The sequence below is a fragment of the Kineococcus auxinigenes genome, from assembly GCF_050871525.1.
Lineage (GTDB): Bacteria > Actinomycetota > Actinomycetes > Actinomycetales > Kineococcaceae > Kineococcus.
This window is the reverse complement of the sequence record NZ_JBKBCT010000020.1, coordinates 34,680-51,462: the sequence shown is the minus strand read 5'-3', so window position 1 is coordinate 51,462 and position 16,783 is coordinate 34,680. Positions and strand designations below refer to the sequence as shown.

The window sequence follows — 16,783 nt, the reverse complement described above, 5'->3', positions numbered from 1 at the left end:
CCGCTGGAGCCCGGGTGCCGACCCCTCGAGGGGTCGGCACCCGGGCTCCAGCGGAGCGTCCCGCCGGCTGGTGCGAGCGGTGCTCAGCGCCGGACCGGTCGGCTCAGTGCTTGTCGCCGGTGATGGCGTCCTTCACCTTGGTGACCACGTTCTCGGCCTGCTGCGCGGCGCCGCCCAGGGCGTTGCCGGGCTTGCCCGGGCCCTGGCTGCCGTCGTAGGTGACGTACTGCAGCGGGTCGGGCGCGGGCAGGATGCCCTGGTCGTCGGTCAGCGGGCGCAGTTCCTCGGTGCGGAACGGCTTGCCGTCGATGACGCTGTTGCCGGTCGCCCACAGGCCCTCGCCGGCCCGGCTGCCGTTGGTGGAGGTGTAGAAGACGTGGGCGGCGTCGTCGCGCTCGAGGTCGGCGTTGGAGCGCTCGATCTCGCTCTCCGCGTAGCCCTCCTCCACCAGCATCTGGATGCCGAGCAGCCACTGCTGCTGGTGGTAGGTGTCGCGGGCCAGGTTGAAGGCCAGCATGTCCTTCACGCCGCGGTCGTCGGTCATGTTGGCGATGCGGCTGGTCATCAGCCGGCTCTGCCCCTCGGCGGCCGCGTTGGAGCGGAAGTCCGTCAGCAGGTTCCCGCTGGAGACGATGTAGCCGGCGTTCCAGGGGACGCCCTGGCTGTCGGTGGGCCGGGCGCCGCCGCCGGAGACGATGGCGTGCTGCGGGTTCTGCCCGCCCAGGACCGCCGCCAGCACCGGGTTCGCCGCGGCGGCCTTCTCCGTCGTCTCACCGGGAGCGCCCTCCAGCAGGCGGGCGAGCATGACGGTGAGCATCTCGACGTGCGAGATCTCCTCCGTCCCGATGTCCATGATCATGTCCTTGTACTTGCCGGGGACCCGGCAGTTCCAGCCCTGGAACAGGTACTGCATCATCACGGTCATCTCGCCGAACTGCCCGCCCAGGATCTCCTGGAACTTCGCGGCGAACAGGGCGTCGGGCTTCTCCGGCTTGGCGGTGAACTGCAGTTCACGGGTGTGCTGGTACACGCGATTCCTTCCGTGGTTGCGCGGGCGGGGCCGTCAGTTCTTCTTCTCGTACCCGGCGAGGGCGTTGCCCAGGCCGAAGAAGGTGGGCGCCCACTGGCCGATGAAGATGCCCCAGCGGTCGGCGCGGTCGATGCCCGCGCCCTTCTCCTTCTCCTTGGAGGTCAGCCAGGACGCGAACGACAGGCCGATGCTGCCGAAGGCGGCCGCGTAGGCCCACTCGGACTTGATCCCGGCCTCGTGCAGGTACTTGACCACGTGTGTCCCTCCTCGGGTGGTTCCGCTGGTGCTGTCCCCGTACCCGCCGCGGCCGCGTTCAACCGCCTCGTTTCCCGAGCGGTCGCCCACCCTCACCCGCTGCGCCGGTGCGGCCGGCGCAGGCGGGCGCGCCACCGCTGCCGGGGCGTGGCGGTCCCCCCGGACGGGGTCGTGCCCGGCAGGGTCCAGGGCGTGGGCGCCACCGCCTCCGGGTCCGGCTCGACGTCCCCGTGCCCCGTCCGCAGGGCGCCCAGGCAGCGGCGCACCGCTGTCACGACCGCGCCGGCGGTCTGCCGGTCGCGCTCGTCGGTGTACTCCGCGGCGGCCACGGCCGCGGACAGCCGCTGCACCTCCTCGCGCAGGCCGTCGATGCGGTCGGGCCCCTGCGCCTGCCCGTCCCGAGTCCCGTCCTGCGCGGGTTCCGCGCCGGCGGGCGGTTCGCGCACCACGTCCGCCATCGCGGCCAGCGTCGCCGCCACGGGCTGGCGCAGCGCGGCGTCCATGGCCACGCCCCGCTCGGAGGGGTTCTGCACCTCCACGAGCAGGGCCGTCAGCTCCTCCACCCGCACCGCCAGGCCGGCCAGCACCAGCCCCCGCTCCTGCCGGCGCTGCACCGCGTCGTGGTGGCGGCGCGCGCGCAGGTTGGCGTGCAGAGACTCCTCGACCTCCTCGCCGCTCTCGCGGGCGGCGGCGCGCACGGGTTCGACCGCGCGCAGCCGCTCGCTCCACTCCTGCGCGCTGGGCGGGGTGTCGCGGCGCAGGCCGTCGGCGAGGTCGTCGAGCTGGTCGGCCAGCACGTCCGCCAGCTGCTGCAGCGTGCGGTCGGACTGCAGCAGCGGCAGCTCCGGCAGCAGCGCGTTCACCCCCACGGCGACCAGGCCGCCGAGCAGCGTCAGCCCGCTGTAGGCCAGCACGTAGTCGACGGGGTCCGGGTCGCCGACGATGAGGACGAACACCGCGGCGGTCAGCACCCAGCTGCGCTGGTCGCCCAGCACCCGCCACCCGGCCAGCAGGGTCGCGGTGAACACCACGACGGCGACCACCGCGAGGCCGGCCCCCAGCAGCGCGTGGCTGGCCAGCGCCACGACCGCACCGAGCACGATGCCCGCCACGGCCCGCACGGAGTTGTCGACCGAGGAGCGCACCGTCGTGTAGGACCCGACCACCGCGCCCAGGGGGGCGTAGTACGGGTACGTCTCCGCGGCGGAGAACGGCAGCCACAGAGCGACCTGCCACGCCACGGTCGCGGCCAGCGCGGTGCGCACCGCCAGGCCCAGCCGGGGCCGGCGGCCGAACAGCAGGCCGCGGGCGCTCGCGCGTGGCGAGCGCCCGCGGGGGGTGGCGCTCAGGGTTCCAGGACGACCTTGACGCAGCCGTCCTCCTTCTTCTGGAACATCTCGTAGGCGCCCGGCGCCTCCGACAGGGGCAGGCGGTGGGTGGTCAGGTCCATCACGCCCAGGGGGTCGGCGGGGTCCTCCACCAGCGGCAGGACGTCGTCCAGCCAGCGGCGCACGTTGCACTGGCCCATCCGCAGCTGGATCTGCTTGTCGAACATCGTCATCAGCGGCAGCGGGTCGGCCTCGCCGCCGTACACGCCCGACAGCGAGACGGTGCCGCCGCGCCGCACCGAGGAGATCGCCGCGCGCAGCGCGCCGAGCCGGTCGATCCCGCCGGTCTCCATCACCTTCTGCGCCACCTTGTCCGGCAGCAGCCCCACCGCGCTCTGGGCGGCCTTGGCGACCGCTCCCTCCGGTGCGCCGTGGGCCTCCATCCCCACGGCGTCCACCACGGAGTCCGGCCCGCGCCCGTCGGTGCGCTCGCGCAGCTGCGCGGCCACGTCGGCTCCGGAGGCGTCGGTCAGGTCGATGGTGCTCACGCCGTGCCGCTCGGCCATCGCGCGCCGCTCGGGCACCGGGTCCACCCCGACGACGGTGAACCCCAGGTGCCGGCCGATGCGGGCGCTCATCTGCCCGACCGGTCCCAGCCCCAGGACGGCCAGGGTGCCACCGGCGGGCACGTCGGCGTAGGCGACGGCCTGCCAGGCGGTGGGCACCACGTCGGACAGGAACAGGTACCGCTCGTCGGGCAATTCCGTGCCCACCTTGATCGGGCCGTAGTCGGCGTGCGGCACGCGCAGGTACTCCGCCTGCCCGCCGGGCACGGAGCCGTACAAGGAGGTGTAGCCGAACAGCGCCGCGCCCGAGCCCTTCTCGCGCACCTGCGTCGTCTCGCACTGCGTCTGCAGGCCGCGCTCGCACATGAAGCAGCGCCCGCAGGCCACCTGGAACGGTATGACGACGCGGTCGCCGACGGAGAGGTTCGGCACCTCCGGCCCGACCTCCTCGACGATCCCCATGGGCTCGTGCCCCAGGACGTCGCCCTTGGCCAGGTACGGCCCCAGGACTTCGTACAGGTGCAGGTCGGAGCCGCAGATCGCCGTGGACGTGATGCGGACGACCGCGTCGGTGGGTTCCTGGATCCGCGGGTCCGGGACCTCGTCCACGCGCACGGACCGCTTCCCCTGCCAGGTGAGTGCCTTCACGCCCCCCACCCTGACCCCGCGACCGGACGTCGGCACCTTCTGGACGTTCCACGTTTGAGCACCCGCTGCCCGGGTAGTCACCTGCCAGGAACGCGAGAGATCACGCGGCCGGTCGCGAGCCGGTCCGGACGCGAGGAGGACGACGTGGGGATCGCCGACAAGGCCCAGCAGTTCGCGCAGGGCCACGAGCAGCAGACCGACAAGGCCATCGACGGAGCGGGTGACGCCGCCGACGCCAAGACCGGCGGCAAGCACGCCGGTGCCGTCGACACGGCCCAGGACAAGGCCGACGACGCCGTCGGCGGCGACCAGGGCGCGTGAACCCCACGATCCCGCAGCAGCACCCCAACGAGGAGGCGAACATGTCGACGTACGACGTCGCAGGTGGCTCCGGAGCGACGGCCTCCGGTGCCGAGGGTTCCGGTGGCGCCAAGGAGCGCGCGCAGCAGACCGCCGGTTCGGCCAAGGAGCAGGCCGGCCAGGTGACCGGCACCGCCAAGGAGCAGGCGGGTGCCGTCGCCGGTACCGCCAAGGAGCAGGCGAGCGCCGTCGCCGGCACCGCCAAGGAGGAGGCCGGGCACGTCGTGCACTCGGCCCAGGAGCAGCTCGGCGGTGTGCTGCAGGAGGCGCAGAGCCAGGCCGTGGACCTGCTCGGCGAGCTGCGCCGCCAGGTCGACGAGCAGAGCACCGGACAGCGCGACAAGCTGGCGGCCTTCCTGAAGCAGGCGGCGGACGAACTGTCCCAGATGGGCAGCGCCAGCGAGGGTTCGGGGATGGCGACCCAGCTCGTGCGCCAGGCCGGCGAGCGCGCCGGCGCCCTGGGCGACGCGCTGGCCGGCCGCGAGCCGCGCGAGCTGCTGGAGCAGGTGCGCTCCTACGCGCGCCGCCGCCCCGGTGCGTTCCTGCTGGGCGCGCTCGCCGCGGGCGCCCTCGCCGGGCGCGTCACCCGCGGAGCGCAGGCCGCCCACAGCTCCTCCGGGTCCGAGGGCCGCGAGCTGGAGCCGCTGAGCACCGCACCGACCCCGGGCACCACCGGCACCCTGGACCTGCCCGGCAGCGACCTGTCCTCCACCTACGCCGCCGGCGTCACGGGGACGGGCACCACCACCGCCGCGGGCACCAGCGTGGACGAGGCCGTGTCCCGCTACGGCGAGGACCCGAACGAGGACCTCGTCCCGCGCCACATCGCCTCCGACGTCCCCTCGATGTCGGACGCGCCGTCGCACGGGTCCCGGCCGTGAGCGGGGCCACGAGCGCGTCCCGCCCCGAGCCCGAGAACGGCGGTGGCGAGCGCTCCATCGGTGAGATCTTCTCCAGCATCACCACGGAGATGTCCACGCTGGTGCGCCAGGAGATCGCCCTGGCCAAGACCGAGCTGCGCCAGGACGCCAAGAACGCCGGCAAGGGGGCGGGCATGCTCGCCGGTGCGGGGGTGGCCGGGCACCTGTTCCTGATCTCCCTGACCGCCCTGGCGATCCTCGCGCTGGGCGACCTCATCGGCCACGCGTGGGCGGCGCTCGTCGTCACCGTCGTGTGGGGCGTGGTCGCGGCCGTGCTGGCCAAGAGCGGGCAGAAGGAGATGAAGAAGGTGCCGCCGCCGCTGGAGCGGACCACCGTGACACTGAAGGAGGACGCGCAATGGGCCAAGCACCCGACGAGCTGACCGGTACCGACGCGGGCCCGGGCAGCCCCGAGCAGATCGAGAGCGAGATCGCCGGCACCCGCTCCGCGCTCAGCGCCGACCTCGACGAGCTCACCGATCGGCTGAGCCCCTCGAACGTCGCCCAGCGCCAGGCCGACAAGGTCAAGGAGAGGGCCACCGGGCTCAAGGACCGCGTCATGGGCTCGGCCCACGACGCCGCCGACTCGGTGATGGGCTCGGCCCACGGCGCGGCCGACTCCGTGCGCGGCAAGGCCGGCGACGTCCGCCACCGCGCCGGCGACACCGGTGGTGGCCTGCGCGAGCGCGCCGGGTCGGCTCGTGAGGGTGTCGCCGGCAGCGCGGGCGACGCCAAGGGCGCCGTGACGTCCAAGACGCGCGGCAACCCGCTGGCGGCCGGTGTGATCGCCTTCGGCGCGGGCTGGCTGCTGTCCTCGCTGCTGCCGGCGAGCGAGAAGGAGGAGCGGGCCACCGCCAAGGCGGTCGACGCCGCCAAGGAGCACGGCGGCGGCGTGATCGAGGCCGCCAAGGGTGCCGTGGCCGACGTGCGCGGCAACCTGCAGGAGCAGGCGACCCAGGCCGCGCACCAGGTCGCCGACTCGGCGAAGGAAGGCGTGGAGGCCGTGCGCTCGGACGCGCAGGGTGCCGCCGCCCACGTCAAGGAGCACGGGCAGTCCGCGGCCGGCGAGGTCAAGGAGCACGGGCAGTCCGCGGCCGGCGAGGTCAAGGGCCAGGGGCAGTCCGCGGCCGGCGAGGTCCGCGACACCGCCCGCAGCTGAGCCGAGCAGGACCCGACGACGGCCCCGTCCCCCGCACCGGGGGGCGGGGCCGTGGACGAGGAGGACGCGTGAGCACCGGACCGCAGGAGAACGCCCGCCCGCAGGACGAGGACGCCGTGCAGCAGAGCACGGACGACCTCGTCGACGAGGCGCTGGACGTCGACGACGCCGACGCGCCGGACGAGCCGCGCGGCGGCACGCACATCCCCTGAGCAGCCATCCCCTGAGCAGCGCTGCCGGGACGCGCTCGGCGCGCGTCCCGGCGCGGGGGACGGGAGAGTGGAGACCATGAGCAGGACGACGCAGCGCAACGGCACCGGCAGCGACGAGCTGTCCGTGCAGCACGACGACCACGGCGAGAAGGCCGAGTCCCCCCAGCAGATCCCGGCGAAGGGCTGGCTGCAGGTCTCCAAGCGCGCCTGGAAGGAGGCCAGCGACGACCAGGTGCCGCTGCTGGCGGCGGGCGTCGCGTTCAAGGCGTTCCTGGCGATCTTCCCGGCGCTGACCGCCGCGTTCCTGCTGTGGAGCCTGTTCGGCAACCCCGACCAGATCACGAACCAGATCAACCAGATCTCCGCGATCCCGGAGGAGGCGCGGAGCCTGGTGACCAGCCAGGTCCAGCACGTCAGCCAGAACAAGGCCAGCGCCGGGTGGAGCGCGGCCCTGGCGATCGTGCTGGCGCTGTGGAGCGCCTCCAGCGGCGTGCAGAACCTCATGGCCGCCACGAACATGGCCTACGACGAGGACGAGACCCGCGGTTTCGTCAAGCGCAAGGGCGTCGCGCTGCTGCTGACGATCGGCGCCATCGTCTTCATGCTGCTAGCCATCGGGTTCATCGCGGTCGCACCGGTGCTCGTCAACGCGCTGGGCGCCAGCGGAGTCGTGAACGTCGTCGTCAGCGTGCTGCGCTGGGTGCTGCTGCTGGGCCTGGTCCTGGTGGCGCTGGCCGTGGTGTACCGGCTCGCCCCGGACCGCGACTCGCCGAGGATGAAGTGGACCTCGGTCGGTGCGGCCGTCGCCACCGCGCTGTGGCTGATCGTCTCGATCGGTTTCTCCCTCTACGTCACGCTGGCCGGCGGCACCTCGTACACGAAGAACTACGGTGCGATGGCGGGGGTCGTCATCCTGCTGATGTGGCTGTGGCTGACCAGCTACGCCATCCTGCTGGGTGCGGAGATCAACGCCGAGTCCGAGCGCCAGACCGACCACGACACCACCGTCGGCGACCCGCAGCCCATGGGCCAGCGCGACGCCACGGCCGCGGACCGCAAGCCCGAGGACCGCTAGGCCCCCGGGCTCGCGCCCCGCTCAGCGCAGCCGCAGGCTCACCGTCCGCCGGTGAGCTTGCGGCTGCGCTGCTGCTCGCCGGGCACGCCGTACGGGTAGTCCGCCGGTTGCGGGTCGCTGGCGGTGTCCAGCGCGTCGAGCTCGTCGGCCTCCAGCTCCAGGTCCGCCGAACCCAGGTTGTCGGTCAGCTGCTCCAGCGTGCGGGCGCCGAGGATCACCGAGGACACCGCCGGCTGCGCGGCCAGCCAGGCCAGCGACACCTGCGCCATCGACGCCCCGCGCGCCTCGGCGACCTGCTGCACCGCGGCGATGACGTCCCAGGTGCGCTGCTGGGAGTTGCGCCGCGCGTACGCCTCCACGCCCCGCTCGGGGTTCTCACCCAGCCGCGTCGCACCGGTGGGGGCGTTGTCGCGGGTGTACTTGCCCGACAGCCAGCCACCGCCCAGCGGCGACCACGGCAGCAGCCCCAGGCCGTTCTCCTCCGCGGCGGGCACGATCTCCCACTCGATCTCGCGCACCAGCAGGCTGTACTGCGGCTGCAGCGTCACCGGTCGCACCAGGCCGGACGCGTCGGCGGCGCTCACCGCCCTCTGCAGCTGCCAGCCGGTGAAGTTCGACAGGCCGACGTTGTGCACCTTGCCGGCGCGCACGAACGCGTCGAGGGTCTCCAGCGTCTCCTCGATCGGCGTCCACGGGTCCCAGGCGTGCACCTGGTACAGGTCCACCGCGTCCAGCCCCAGCCGGCGCAGGGACGCGTCCAGTGCCCGGGTCAGGTGCCGGCGGGACAGGCCGACGCCGTTGGGTTCCCCCGAGGTGGGGAAACGTCCCTTGGTCGCCAGGACCACCCGCTCGGTCACCTCCGCGGGGCGGGCGGCGAACCAGGCGCCGACGATCTCCTCGGACGTGCCGGCGGTGTAGACGTCGGCGGTGTCCACGAGCGTGCCACCGGCCTCCACGAACGCGTCGAGCTGCGCGAACGCGCCGTCCCGGTCGGTCTCGGCGCCGAACGTCATCGTGCCGAGGGCGAGGTGGGAGACGGACGTGCCGCTGCTGCCCAGGGTCCGGTACTCCATCGTGCGTTCCTCCAGACGGGTGGACTTCACGGGGGGATCCCCGCGCCCATCCTGCTCCGCGGGTCGCCGGCCCGCGCGGCGCCCCCGCCCACCACGGCGAGGGCCCCGCGACCGCGTCCTCAGCCGCCCGCGGGGCGCGGACCCGGCTGCAGCCCCCAGCGCTCCTGCGTGGTGTCGAACCGCCAGTAGTCGACCACCGCCTGCTCGCCCGCGCTGGCGCGGGTGGCGAAGACGTACCCGTCGTCGAACAGCGGGTTCGCCAGCAGGGTCAGATCGCCCTCCTCGTCCCCGATCGGCTCGCGCGGCACCAGGTTCCACGAGCCCCCGTAGTGGCTGGCCACGACCGCGTCGACGCCCGAGTGCAGCGTCCCGCCCTGCAGGTAGACGATCACGTCGGACCAGAAGTCCTGGGTGACGTGCCGCCACTCCACGGCACCCCCCGGCCGGTCCGCCAGCACCGGCTCCGGCAGGTCGAACCGGGCGTCGGCGGTCCACTGCGAGCCGTCCCAGCTGAACAGCTCCAGCGCCGACCCGGTGCCCTCGTCGCCGACGAGCGCGGCGAGGTCCGGCTGCGCGGGCGTCGCCGGGTCCATCGACACCACGTCCGCGTCCCGCGACGCGGCCAGGTCGGCCAGCGCCTGGTCGGCCGCCGAGTCCACGGCCGGTGGCACGGCCGACGCCGTCCCGGTGGGGGCCGTGGTGCTCGAGGCACCCGTCGCGGGAGCGGTGGGGGCGGCGGGGGTCGTGGTGGCGCTCGCTGCCGGAGCCGCGGTGGCGGCTGCAGGACCGTCGGCGGCGCTCCCGCAGCCGGACAGCGCCAGCGCGAGGACGAGGGGGGACAGGGTGCGGGTGGTGGTGCGGTTCACGTGCAACGGACGCGCCGGCTGCCGCGTCCGTTGCACGGCGGCTCGACCGGGCCGCCCGAGGGACGGAGGCGCGCATGGAGCACGACACGCGGGGAGAGGACCCGCTGGGCCGGGCGCTGCGCGCGCTGGGGAGCAGCGACCCCGGCATCGACGTCGTCGCCCTGACCGCGGCCGCCCGCGACCGGGCCCGCACGGTGCGCCGCCGACGGCGCACCACCGCCCTGGCGGTCGCAGCGGTCGCCCTCGTGGTGCCCGCCGGGCTGTCCCGGCTGCCCGTCACCGAACCCGCGCCGAGGACCGCGGTGGCCTCTCCGGAGGTGGTCGCCGAGCTGCCCGCCGCGGCGCTGCTCGACGACGCCGCCGTGCAGGACGTGCTCCCGGGCGCGGTCGCCGACGCGGGCCTGGCCCGGGCGGGCGGGTCGGCCGCGGACGCCCCCGCGGGCCTGTGCCGCGACGAGACCTTCACGTCCCCCGGGACGGTCGTCGCGAGCCGGTCGGCGGGCTGGTCCGTCCCGGCCACGGTCGTGCAGCCGCTGCCGCAGGCCGTGACCGAGCGGCTGCTGCTGCTGCGCGACGGCGGCGCCCGCGAGTTCGTGGCGCAGGTGCGCGAGCAGGCCACCGGGTGCGCCGCAGCCGGGGAGGAGTCCACCCCCTGGCAGGTGCGCGAGGGCTCCGGTGCCGGGGACGCCTCGGTCACCGGCTGGGCCCAGGTGCTGCTCGGCGACAACCCGCACTGGCGCGTGCGCGTCGTGGCCCGCGAGGGCGACGTCGTGGTCGACCTGCAGGCGGAGGTCTTCCGGGCCGACGGTGAGGCCGTCGCCCGGCAGCTGGAGGACCTGGCGGCCGAGGCGCTGGAGCGCGCCGCCGGGGAGGTGACCCGGTGAGCCCCGCGGGCACCGCCCTGCGCGAGGCTGCGGGCGTGCTGACGTTCGAGGAGTTCGTGGCCGTGCGCGGCCCGGCCCTCGTCCGGCTGGCGCGCGGGCTGCTGCGCGACCCCGACACCGCCGAGGACGTCGTGCAGGACGTCCTCGCCAAGGCGCTGCTGTCCTGGTGGCGAGTGGCGGGCGCCGACGACCCGGTGGCGTACGTCAACCGCATGGTCGTCAACGCGTGCACGTCCTGGTGGCGCCGCGCGGCCCGCCGCGAGCGGCCCGCCGGCGAGGACCTGCCCGAGCCGGCCGGCCGCACCCGCCCCGACGCGAGCGCCCAGCTGGCCGACCGTGACCAGCTGCTCACCGCGCTGCGCGCGCTGCCGGTCAAGCAGCGCACCGTGCTGGTGCTGCGCTACTTCGAGGACATGGCCGACGAGCAGATCGCCGACCTGCTCGACGTCACCACCGGCACGGTGCGCAGCAACGCCCACCGCGGCCTGGCGGCGCTGCGCGGTGCGGTGCAGCGCTGAACCGGGGGTGCACCGTTGCGGGGCCCGGCGAGATCACTCAGCATCGGGGGCGTGCCCGAGAACCCGCCGCCCTTCGACGTCCACGTGCGCGGCACGGTCTTCCTGGACATCGTCTTCACCGGCCTGGAGGCCGAGCCCCGCCTGGGCACGGAGGTGTGGACCTCCGGCATGGGCTCGTGCCCGGGGGGCATCGCGAACATGGCGGTGGCCGCGGCGCGCCTGGGCCTGCGCACCTCGCTGGCGGCGGCGTTCAGCACCGACGCCTACGGGCGGTTCTGCTGGGAGACCCTCGGGCAGCAGGAGGGGGTGGACCTGTCCACCTCCCACCGCGTCGAGGACTGGCACTCCCCGGTGACCGTCTCCCTCGCCTACGGCGGCGACCGGGCGATGGTCACCCACGAGCACCCTGCGCCCGTCCCGGACCCGGTGGAGGTGCCCCCGGCGCGCTCGTGCCTGGTGCACCTGGAGGCCGACCCGCAGCCGTGGGTGCTGCGGGCCGAGAGCCAGGGCGCCCTGGTCTTCGCCGACGTGGGCTGGGACTCCTCCACGCAGTGGAGCCCGGACGTGCTGGCCGGCCTGGAGCACTGCTACGCGTTCCTGCCCAACCACGTGGAGGCGATGCGCTACACCCGCACGGACGACCCGGCCGCCGCCGTGACCGCGCTGGCCGAGCGGGTGCCGGTGGCCGTCGTCACCCACGGCCCGGACGGTGCGTTCGCGGTGGACCAGACGACGGGGGAGAGCGCCCGGGTGCCGGGGCTGCGGGTGGAGGCGCTGGACGCCACCGGGGCCGGGGACGTGTTCGGGGCCGGCTTCCTGACCGGGACCCTCGCGGGCTGGCCGCTGGCCCAGCGGCTGGCGTTCGCGAACCTGTGCGCGGGGCTGAGCGTGCAGCAGTTCGGGGGTTCGCTGTCGGCGCCGGGCTGGGGCGACATCGCCGACTGGTGGTCCCACGTGCGCCTCGGCCCGCGCACCTCCGCCACGGCGGAGCTGGTGCGCCGCTACGGGTTCCTGCGCGACGTGCTGCCGGCCGAGCACGGCCGCGCGGTGCGCCGGGCCGGGGCGACGCTCGCGGTGCGCAACGACCTGCCGGTGGGGCCCAGCGCCCCGTCGGCCCCCGCCTGACGCCGCGGGGCGTACCGTCGGAGGACCGCACGGGGCCCGAGGGGCCCCGTCGCCGGCCCGCAGCACCACGACGGGGGACTCCAGGGCCCCGGGCCGGCACCACGCGGGACCGCGCGCCGAGCAGGCGCGAGCACGCCCGGTCGAGCCGGGCGGCGAGGAGCACACCGTGGACAAGTCCCCGCGCAACGGGTCCGTCAAGAAGGCCGGCAAGTCGCTGAAGGAGAAGCGGGTGGACAAGAAGGCCAGGTCCGCCGACCGCGGCGCGGCCGCCGCCGTCGCCGACAGCGTCACCGGGTCCCGCAAGGGCCGCTGAGCGTCCGGGGCACCCCGCTGCGACGGGGTGCCCCGCTGCGCCCGCGACGGGCGAGCGCCCGGGGGCGCGGACATGATCGGGGGGTGAGCGAGCCCGCGCCGGACACCGCGACCAGCACCCCCGACGGCACCCCGCGGGGCGCCCCGCTCCGACCCGGGCACCCCGGTGCGGCGCAGTGGGTCCCGCCGGGCGCGGACGTGGAGCGGTTGCGCGAGGCGGCGCGCGGGTGCCGGGGCTGCGAGCTGTGGGAACCCGCCACGCAGGTCGTGTTCTCCGCCGGCGCGGCCGACGGGCGCCTGGCCCTGGTGGGCGAGCAGCCGGGCGACCAGGAGGACCGCCGGGGGATCCCCTTCGTCGGGCCGGCCGGACGGCTGCTGCAGCGGGCCGTGGCCGAGGCCGGCATCGACCTGGCCACCACGTACGTCACCAACGCCGTCAAGCACTTCCGGTTCGAGCAGCGCACCGGCGCCGGCCGCCGCATCCACCGGACGCCCGACCTCGCGCACGTCACCGCGTGCCGGCCGTGGCTGGCGGCGGAGCTGGCGCAGGTGGACCCCGAGGTGGTGGTGTGCCTGGGCGCCACGGCCGCGAGGGCGCTGCTGCCGGAGGGCTTCCGCGTCACGAAGCACCGCGGGCAGCTGATCCGCCGGGTCACCTCGCGCGGGGAGAAGACGTTCCTGGGCACGATCCACCCCTCGGCGGTGCTGCGCGTGCCGGAGGCCGAGCGGGAGGCCGCGCACGCGGCGCTGGTGGCGGACCTGCGGGTGGCCGCCGGGGCGCTGACGTGACCGGGGGCCTCGCCGTGCCAAGATAGATACATCATGGACACAGCTGAGGTGCGCACCGCTCCGCCCGCTGCCGACCGCGTCTACGCCGACGTCAAGGCCGCCATCCTCGACCGCTCCCTGCCCGGCGGGCACCTGCTCACCGAGGGGGAGGTCGCCGAGCGCGTCGGCGTCTCGCGCACCCCCGTGCGCGAGGGGCTGCTGCGCCTGCAGGCCGAGGGCCTGGTGCACCTGATCCCCAAGCGCGGCGCCCTGGTGGTGCCCGTGTCCCCGGCCGAGGTCGAGGACGTCCTGGAGGCCCGCGAGCTCGTCGAGGTCCACACCGCCGTGCGCGCCTGGGACCTGCGCGCCGAGCTGACCGGCCCGCTGGCCGCTCACCTGGACGACATGCGCGCCGCCCGCGAGGCCGGCGACGCCTGGGCCTTCACCGCCGCCGACCGCGCCTTCCACGCCACCGTCGTGCGCGCCGCCGGCAACGAGATCCTCGCCGGCCTCTACGACACCCTGCGCGACCGCCAGATGCGCATGGGCGTGGCCATCGTGCGCGGCTCCCGCGAGCGCATGGGCACCACCCTCGACCAGCACGCCGCGCTGCTGGACGCGCTGGCCGGCGAGGACCGCGAGCACTGGCTGCACCTCGTGCGCGAGCACGTGCGCGGCGCCGGGCAGCGGCTGCGAGCGGCCCGGTGAGCGGTGTGCACCGGAGCACCGCCGAGGGCGCGACGGCGGTGCGCGGGGCGTGGCTGGTCTTCGCCGTGGGTGCCGCCGCCTACGTCGTCACCGTCGCCAACCGCACCTCCCTGGCCGCCGCCGGGCTGGAGGCGCAGGAGCGCTACGCCGTCGGCGCCGGTGCCCTGTCCAGCTTCGCCGTCCTGCAGTTCCTCGTCTACGCGGCGCTGCAGGTGCCCGTCGGCGTCCTCGTCGACCGCTGGGGCCCGCGCCGCCTCGTCGTCCTGGGCGCCGCCGTCATGGGCGCCGGCCAGCTGCTGCTGGCGCTGAGCACCGAGACCTGGCAGGCCGTGCTCGCGCGCGTCCTCGTCGGCGCCGGCGACGCCGCCACCTTCATCTCCGTGGTCCGCCTGGTCACCAACTGGTTCCCGCCGCGGCGGGTGCCGGTGATGACGCAGCTCGTCGGGTTGTTCGGCCAGCTCGGGCAGGTGTTCAGCGTCGTGCCCCTCGCCGCGCTGCTGCACGGGCCCGGCTGGACGCCCGCCTACGCCGGCCTCGCCGCGTTCAGCGTCCTGGCCGGGGTCCTGTCGGTGCTCGTGCTGCGCGACGTGCCGCCCGGCGCGCCCGACCCCCGCACCCGCCGCGGGGTCCGGCAGGTCGCCGGCGACCTGCGCGAGTCGCTGCGCCACCCCGGCACCCGGCTGGGGCTGTGGTCGCACTGGGCCACCCCCTTCGCAGGCAACGCCTTCGCCGTGCTGTGGGGCTACCCGTTCCTCGTCTCCGGGCAGGGGCTGTCCACCGGCACCGCGGGCGCCCTGCTGACCCTCTACACCGTCGTCGCGGCGGGCGCCGGTCCGCTCATGGGCACCCTGGTGGCCCGCCACCCGCTGCGCCGCTCCTGGATCGTGCTGGCCGTCGTCGCGGGCCAGGCCGCCGCGTGGGCGGCGGTGCTGGCCTGGCCCGGCCGCGCGCCCCTGGCGCTGCTCGTGCTGCTCGTGGTCGTCCTGGGCACCGGTGTGCCCGGCTCGCTGATCGGCTTCGACTTCGCCCGCACGTCCAACCCCGCCCACCGCCTCGGCGGGGCCACCGGCATGACCAACGTCATGGGCTTCGCCTCCACGGTGGTGCTCGTGCTCGCCGTCGGTGTCGTCCTGGACCTGCAGGGCGCCGGCAGCCCCGGCGCGTACTCCCTGGGCGCCTTCAAGCTCGCCTTCGCCGTGCAGTTCCCGCTGTGGGCCCTCGGCGTGGTGGGCATCGTCGTCAGCCGCCGGCGCACCCGCGAGCTGCTGGCGCGGGAGGGCGTCGTGGTGCCCCGGATGCGCGAGGCGGTGCGCCGGGACGCGGCCGCCCGTCGCGCCCGCGGCGGCGCCGCGCACCCCGGCCGGGACGACGCGCTGACCTAGTCCCGGTCCCGGTCCCGGTCCCGGTCCCGGTGCTGCGGCTCGCCGCCCGCCGCGGCCGCCGGCCCCGCGCGCCGCTGGCGCACCCGCCGCAGCACCGCCCACGCCAGGACCCCGGCGAGCACCGCGTAGAAGACGTAGTCGAGGTACTGCCCGTACTGCTCCACCAGCCGGTACTGGGTGCCCAGGGCCATGCCCAGGCCGATGAGCAGGCCGTTCCACAAGCCCGAGCCCAGCACCGTCAGCAGCGAGAACTTCCACAGCCGCATGTGCGCCGCACCCGCGGGCAGGGAGATCAGGCTGCGCACCCCGGGCACGAAGCGGCCGGTGAACACCGAGGCGCCCTCGTGCCGGCGGAACCAGTCCGACGAGCGGTGCACGTCGTCGGCGTCCATGAGGGGGATCCGGTCGGCGATCGCCGCCGCGCGCCGCAGCCCGACCGCCCGACCCACCCAGTACAGCAGGAGCGAGCCGAGGAACGCCCCCAGCACCGACAGCACGGCCACCCAGAGCAGGCTGACCCGGCCCTGCTGCACCTGGTAGCCGGCCAGCGGCAGCACCACCTCGCTGGGGATCGGCGGGAAGACGACCTCCAGGAAGCTCAGCGCTCCCACGCCGGGCGCCCCCAGGGTGGCGACGGTGTCGAGCACGAAGCCGGTCAGGCCGCCGACGTCGCCCTGGCCGCCGGTCGCGGTCTGCAGCGGGGAGCTCATGCGGGGGTGTCCTCCGGGGGATCGGTCGAGGTGGCGGCGTCCGTGACAACGCTGGCCCCCGCGGCGAAGTGCCGGGCGTCGGCCCCCGCCACCAGCCGGGCGGGCGCGGCGCCACCGGACAGCGCCCGCACCAGCGCCTGCTCGGGCAGCGGCTCCTGCGAGGCCACGAGCAGCGCGTTGCCGTAGCGGCGCCCGCGGAAGACCCCCGGTTCGGCCAGGACGGCCACGTGCGCGAAGACCTCCGCGGCCGTGGCCACCTCCGCCCGCGCGCGCGGCATCGGCGGGCGGTCGGCGAGGTTGGCCACCCACACCCCGCCCGGCGCCAGCGCGCGGGCCACGTCGCGCAGGAACTCCACGGTGACCAGGTGGGCGGGCACCCGGTCGTGGACGAAGGCGTCGCGCACCAGCGCGTCCTGGGTGGCGTCCGGCAGCGCTGCGACGCCCTCGCGCGCGTCGGCGACCTTCAGCTTGAAGCCCGCCGAGCCGGTGGCGCCGAAGCTGCGGCGCACCAGGTCCACCAGCCGCTCGTCCACCTCCAGCACCAGCTGGCGCGAGCCGGGGCGCGTGGCCGCCACGTACCGGGGGAAGGCGCACCCCGCCCCGCCCAGGTGCACCACGCGCAGCGGCCCCGGCGGGTGCACCGCGTCCAGCACGGCCGCCGTCCACTGCTGGTACTCGAACACCAGGTGCGCCGGGTCGGCGAGGTCCACGTAGGAGCTGGGCACCCCGTTGACCAGCACGAGCCAGCCGTCGGGGTCGTCGCGGTCGCGCTCCAGCCGCACGGTGCCGGTGCTGATGGGCGCCTCGCCCTCCACCGGCTCGGGGAGCCTGCCGGGACCGCGCACCGGGCGCACCGGACGGGGGCGGGGGGAGCGGGGCACCCG

General features: G+C 75.5%; 21 protein-coding genes. 13 read left to right on the top strand and 8 right to left on the bottom strand.

What is annotated here, in order from left to right; all coding sequences use genetic code 11:
* Window positions 1-103: 103 nt before the first annotated feature.
* From ACRYR9_RS08240 to ACRYR9_RS08225, 4 genes are all read right to left on the bottom strand, one after another.
* Window positions 104-1,030, bottom strand: coding sequence for a manganese catalase (locus ACRYR9_RS08240; protein WP_432494566.1), 927 nt, complete (start codon window positions 1,028-1,030; stop codon window positions 104-106).
* A gap of 33 nt (window positions 1,031-1,063) precedes the next feature.
* Window positions 1,064-1,285 carry a hypothetical protein gene (locus ACRYR9_RS08235; RefSeq protein ID WP_432494568.1) on the bottom strand — a complete coding sequence of 74 codons (222 nt, stop codon included), beginning with the start codon at window positions 1,283-1,285 and terminating at the stop codon, window positions 1,064-1,066.
* A 92-nt stretch (window positions 1,286-1,377) separates the two neighbouring features.
* Window positions 1,378-2,550, bottom strand: a complete 1,173-nt coding sequence (locus ACRYR9_RS08230) for an FUSC family protein (RefSeq protein ID WP_432494570.1) — start codon at window positions 2,548-2,550, stop codon at window positions 1,378-1,380.
* A gap of 80 nt (window positions 2,551-2,630) precedes the next feature.
* Entirely contained in the window at window positions 2,631-3,827 is a 1,197-nt protein-coding gene (locus ACRYR9_RS08225; RefSeq protein ID WP_432494572.1) for a zinc-dependent alcohol dehydrogenase, read from the bottom strand.
* Window positions 3,828-3,971: 144 nt separating this feature from the next.
* On the opposite strand from ACRYR9_RS08225, the gene ACRYR9_RS08220 reads away from it, so the two are divergent.
* The 6 genes from ACRYR9_RS08220 to ACRYR9_RS08195 all read left to right on the top strand — a co-directional run bounded on the left by ACRYR9_RS08220 (window position 3,972) and on the right by ACRYR9_RS08195 (window position 7,553).
* Complete coding sequence (locus ACRYR9_RS08220; RefSeq protein ID WP_432494574.1) at window positions 3,972-4,148, top strand: antitoxin; 177 nt, start codon at window positions 3,972-3,974, stop codon at window positions 4,146-4,148.
* Entirely contained in the window at window positions 4,145-5,068 is a 924-nt protein-coding gene (locus tag ACRYR9_RS08215) for a hypothetical protein (protein ID WP_432494576.1), read from the top strand. Before ACRYR9_RS08220 ends, ACRYR9_RS08215 begins: the two co-directional genes overlap by 4 nt.
* Window positions 5,065-5,490 carry a phage holin family protein gene (locus ACRYR9_RS08210; protein WP_432494578.1) on the top strand — a complete coding sequence of 142 codons (426 nt, stop codon included), beginning with the start codon at window positions 5,065-5,067 and terminating at the stop codon, window positions 5,488-5,490. The genes ACRYR9_RS08215 and ACRYR9_RS08210 overlap by 4 nt, the downstream gene beginning before the upstream one ends.
* On the top strand, window positions 5,466-6,266 hold the full coding sequence (locus tag ACRYR9_RS08205) for a DUF3618 domain-containing protein (RefSeq protein WP_432494580.1): 801 nt from the start codon (window positions 5,466-5,468) through the stop codon (window positions 6,264-6,266). Before ACRYR9_RS08210 ends, ACRYR9_RS08205 begins: the two co-directional genes overlap by 25 nt.
* 68 nt (window positions 6,267-6,334) lie before the next feature.
* A complete protein-coding gene (locus ACRYR9_RS08200) occupies window positions 6,335-6,478 on the top strand; it encodes a hypothetical protein (RefSeq protein ID WP_432494582.1) in 144 nt (47 codons plus the stop codon).
* Window positions 6,479-6,554: 76 nt separating this feature from the next.
* Window positions 6,555-7,553: a YihY/virulence factor BrkB family protein gene (locus tag ACRYR9_RS08195; protein WP_432494584.1), complete on the top strand. Its 999-nt coding sequence runs from the start codon at window positions 6,555-6,557 to the stop codon at window positions 7,551-7,553.
* Between the two features lie 38 nt (window positions 7,554-7,591).
* Here ACRYR9_RS08195 and ACRYR9_RS08190 read toward each other — a convergent pair whose 3' ends face one another.
* Together ACRYR9_RS08190 and ACRYR9_RS08185 are read right to left on the bottom strand one after the other, a co-directional pair.
* Window positions 7,592-8,626, bottom strand: coding sequence for an aldo/keto reductase (locus ACRYR9_RS08190; RefSeq protein ID WP_432494660.1), 1,035 nt, complete (start codon window positions 8,624-8,626; stop codon window positions 7,592-7,594).
* Window positions 8,627-8,745: 119 nt separating this feature from the next.
* A complete protein-coding gene (locus ACRYR9_RS08185; RefSeq protein WP_432494586.1) occupies window positions 8,746-9,492 on the bottom strand; it encodes a hypothetical protein in 747 nt (248 codons plus the stop codon).
* Window positions 9,493-9,566: 74 nt separating this feature from the next.
* Here ACRYR9_RS08185 and ACRYR9_RS08180 point away from each other — a divergent pair, with 74 nt between their 5' ends.
* The 7 genes from ACRYR9_RS08180 (at window position 9,567) to ACRYR9_RS08150 (ending at window position 15,189) form a co-directional block, all read left to right on the top strand.
* On the top strand, window positions 9,567-10,376 hold the full coding sequence (locus ACRYR9_RS08180; protein ID WP_432494588.1) for a hypothetical protein: 810 nt from the start codon (window positions 9,567-9,569) through the stop codon (window positions 10,374-10,376).
* Window positions 10,373-10,894, top strand: coding sequence for a SigE family RNA polymerase sigma factor (locus ACRYR9_RS08175; RefSeq protein WP_432494590.1), 522 nt, complete (start codon window positions 10,373-10,375; stop codon window positions 10,892-10,894). Before ACRYR9_RS08180 ends, ACRYR9_RS08175 begins: the two co-directional genes overlap by 4 nt.
* Before the next feature lie 51 nt (window positions 10,895-10,945).
* On the top strand, window positions 10,946-12,019 hold the full coding sequence (locus tag ACRYR9_RS08170; protein ID WP_432494592.1) for a PfkB family carbohydrate kinase: 1,074 nt from the start codon (window positions 10,946-10,948) through the stop codon (window positions 12,017-12,019).
* 166 nt (window positions 12,020-12,185) lie between these two features.
* Window positions 12,186-12,332 (top strand): hypothetical protein, encoded by a 147-nt coding sequence (locus ACRYR9_RS08165; protein ID WP_432494594.1) that lies wholly within the window; start codon window positions 12,186-12,188, stop codon window positions 12,330-12,332.
* A gap of 83 nt (window positions 12,333-12,415) precedes the next feature.
* On the top strand, window positions 12,416-13,120 hold the full coding sequence (locus ACRYR9_RS08160; protein WP_432494596.1) for a UdgX family uracil-DNA binding protein: 705 nt from the start codon (window positions 12,416-12,418) through the stop codon (window positions 13,118-13,120).
* A 33-nt stretch (window positions 13,121-13,153) separates the two neighbouring features.
* Window positions 13,154-13,807, top strand: coding sequence for a GntR family transcriptional regulator (locus ACRYR9_RS08155; RefSeq protein ID WP_432494598.1), 654 nt, complete (start codon window positions 13,154-13,156; stop codon window positions 13,805-13,807).
* The gene (locus ACRYR9_RS08150; protein WP_432494600.1) at window positions 13,804-15,189 is read left to right on the top strand and encodes an MFS transporter; all 1,386 of its coding nucleotides are present in this window, start codon (window positions 13,804-13,806) and stop codon (window positions 15,187-15,189) included. The genes ACRYR9_RS08155 and ACRYR9_RS08150 overlap by 4 nt, the downstream gene beginning before the upstream one ends.
* Here the strand turns inward: ACRYR9_RS08150 and ACRYR9_RS08145 are convergent.
* Entirely contained in the window at window positions 15,186-15,899 is a 714-nt protein-coding gene (locus tag ACRYR9_RS08145; protein WP_432494602.1) for a DedA family protein, read from the bottom strand. The two genes, ACRYR9_RS08150 and ACRYR9_RS08145, sit on opposite strands and share 4 nt — an antisense overlap.
* Complete coding sequence (locus ACRYR9_RS08140) at window positions 15,896-16,780, bottom strand: spermidine synthase (protein ID WP_432494604.1); 885 nt, start codon at window positions 16,778-16,780, stop codon at window positions 15,896-15,898. The genes ACRYR9_RS08145 and ACRYR9_RS08140 overlap by 4 nt, the downstream gene beginning before the upstream one ends.
* Window positions 16,781-16,783 lie beyond the last annotated feature (3 nt).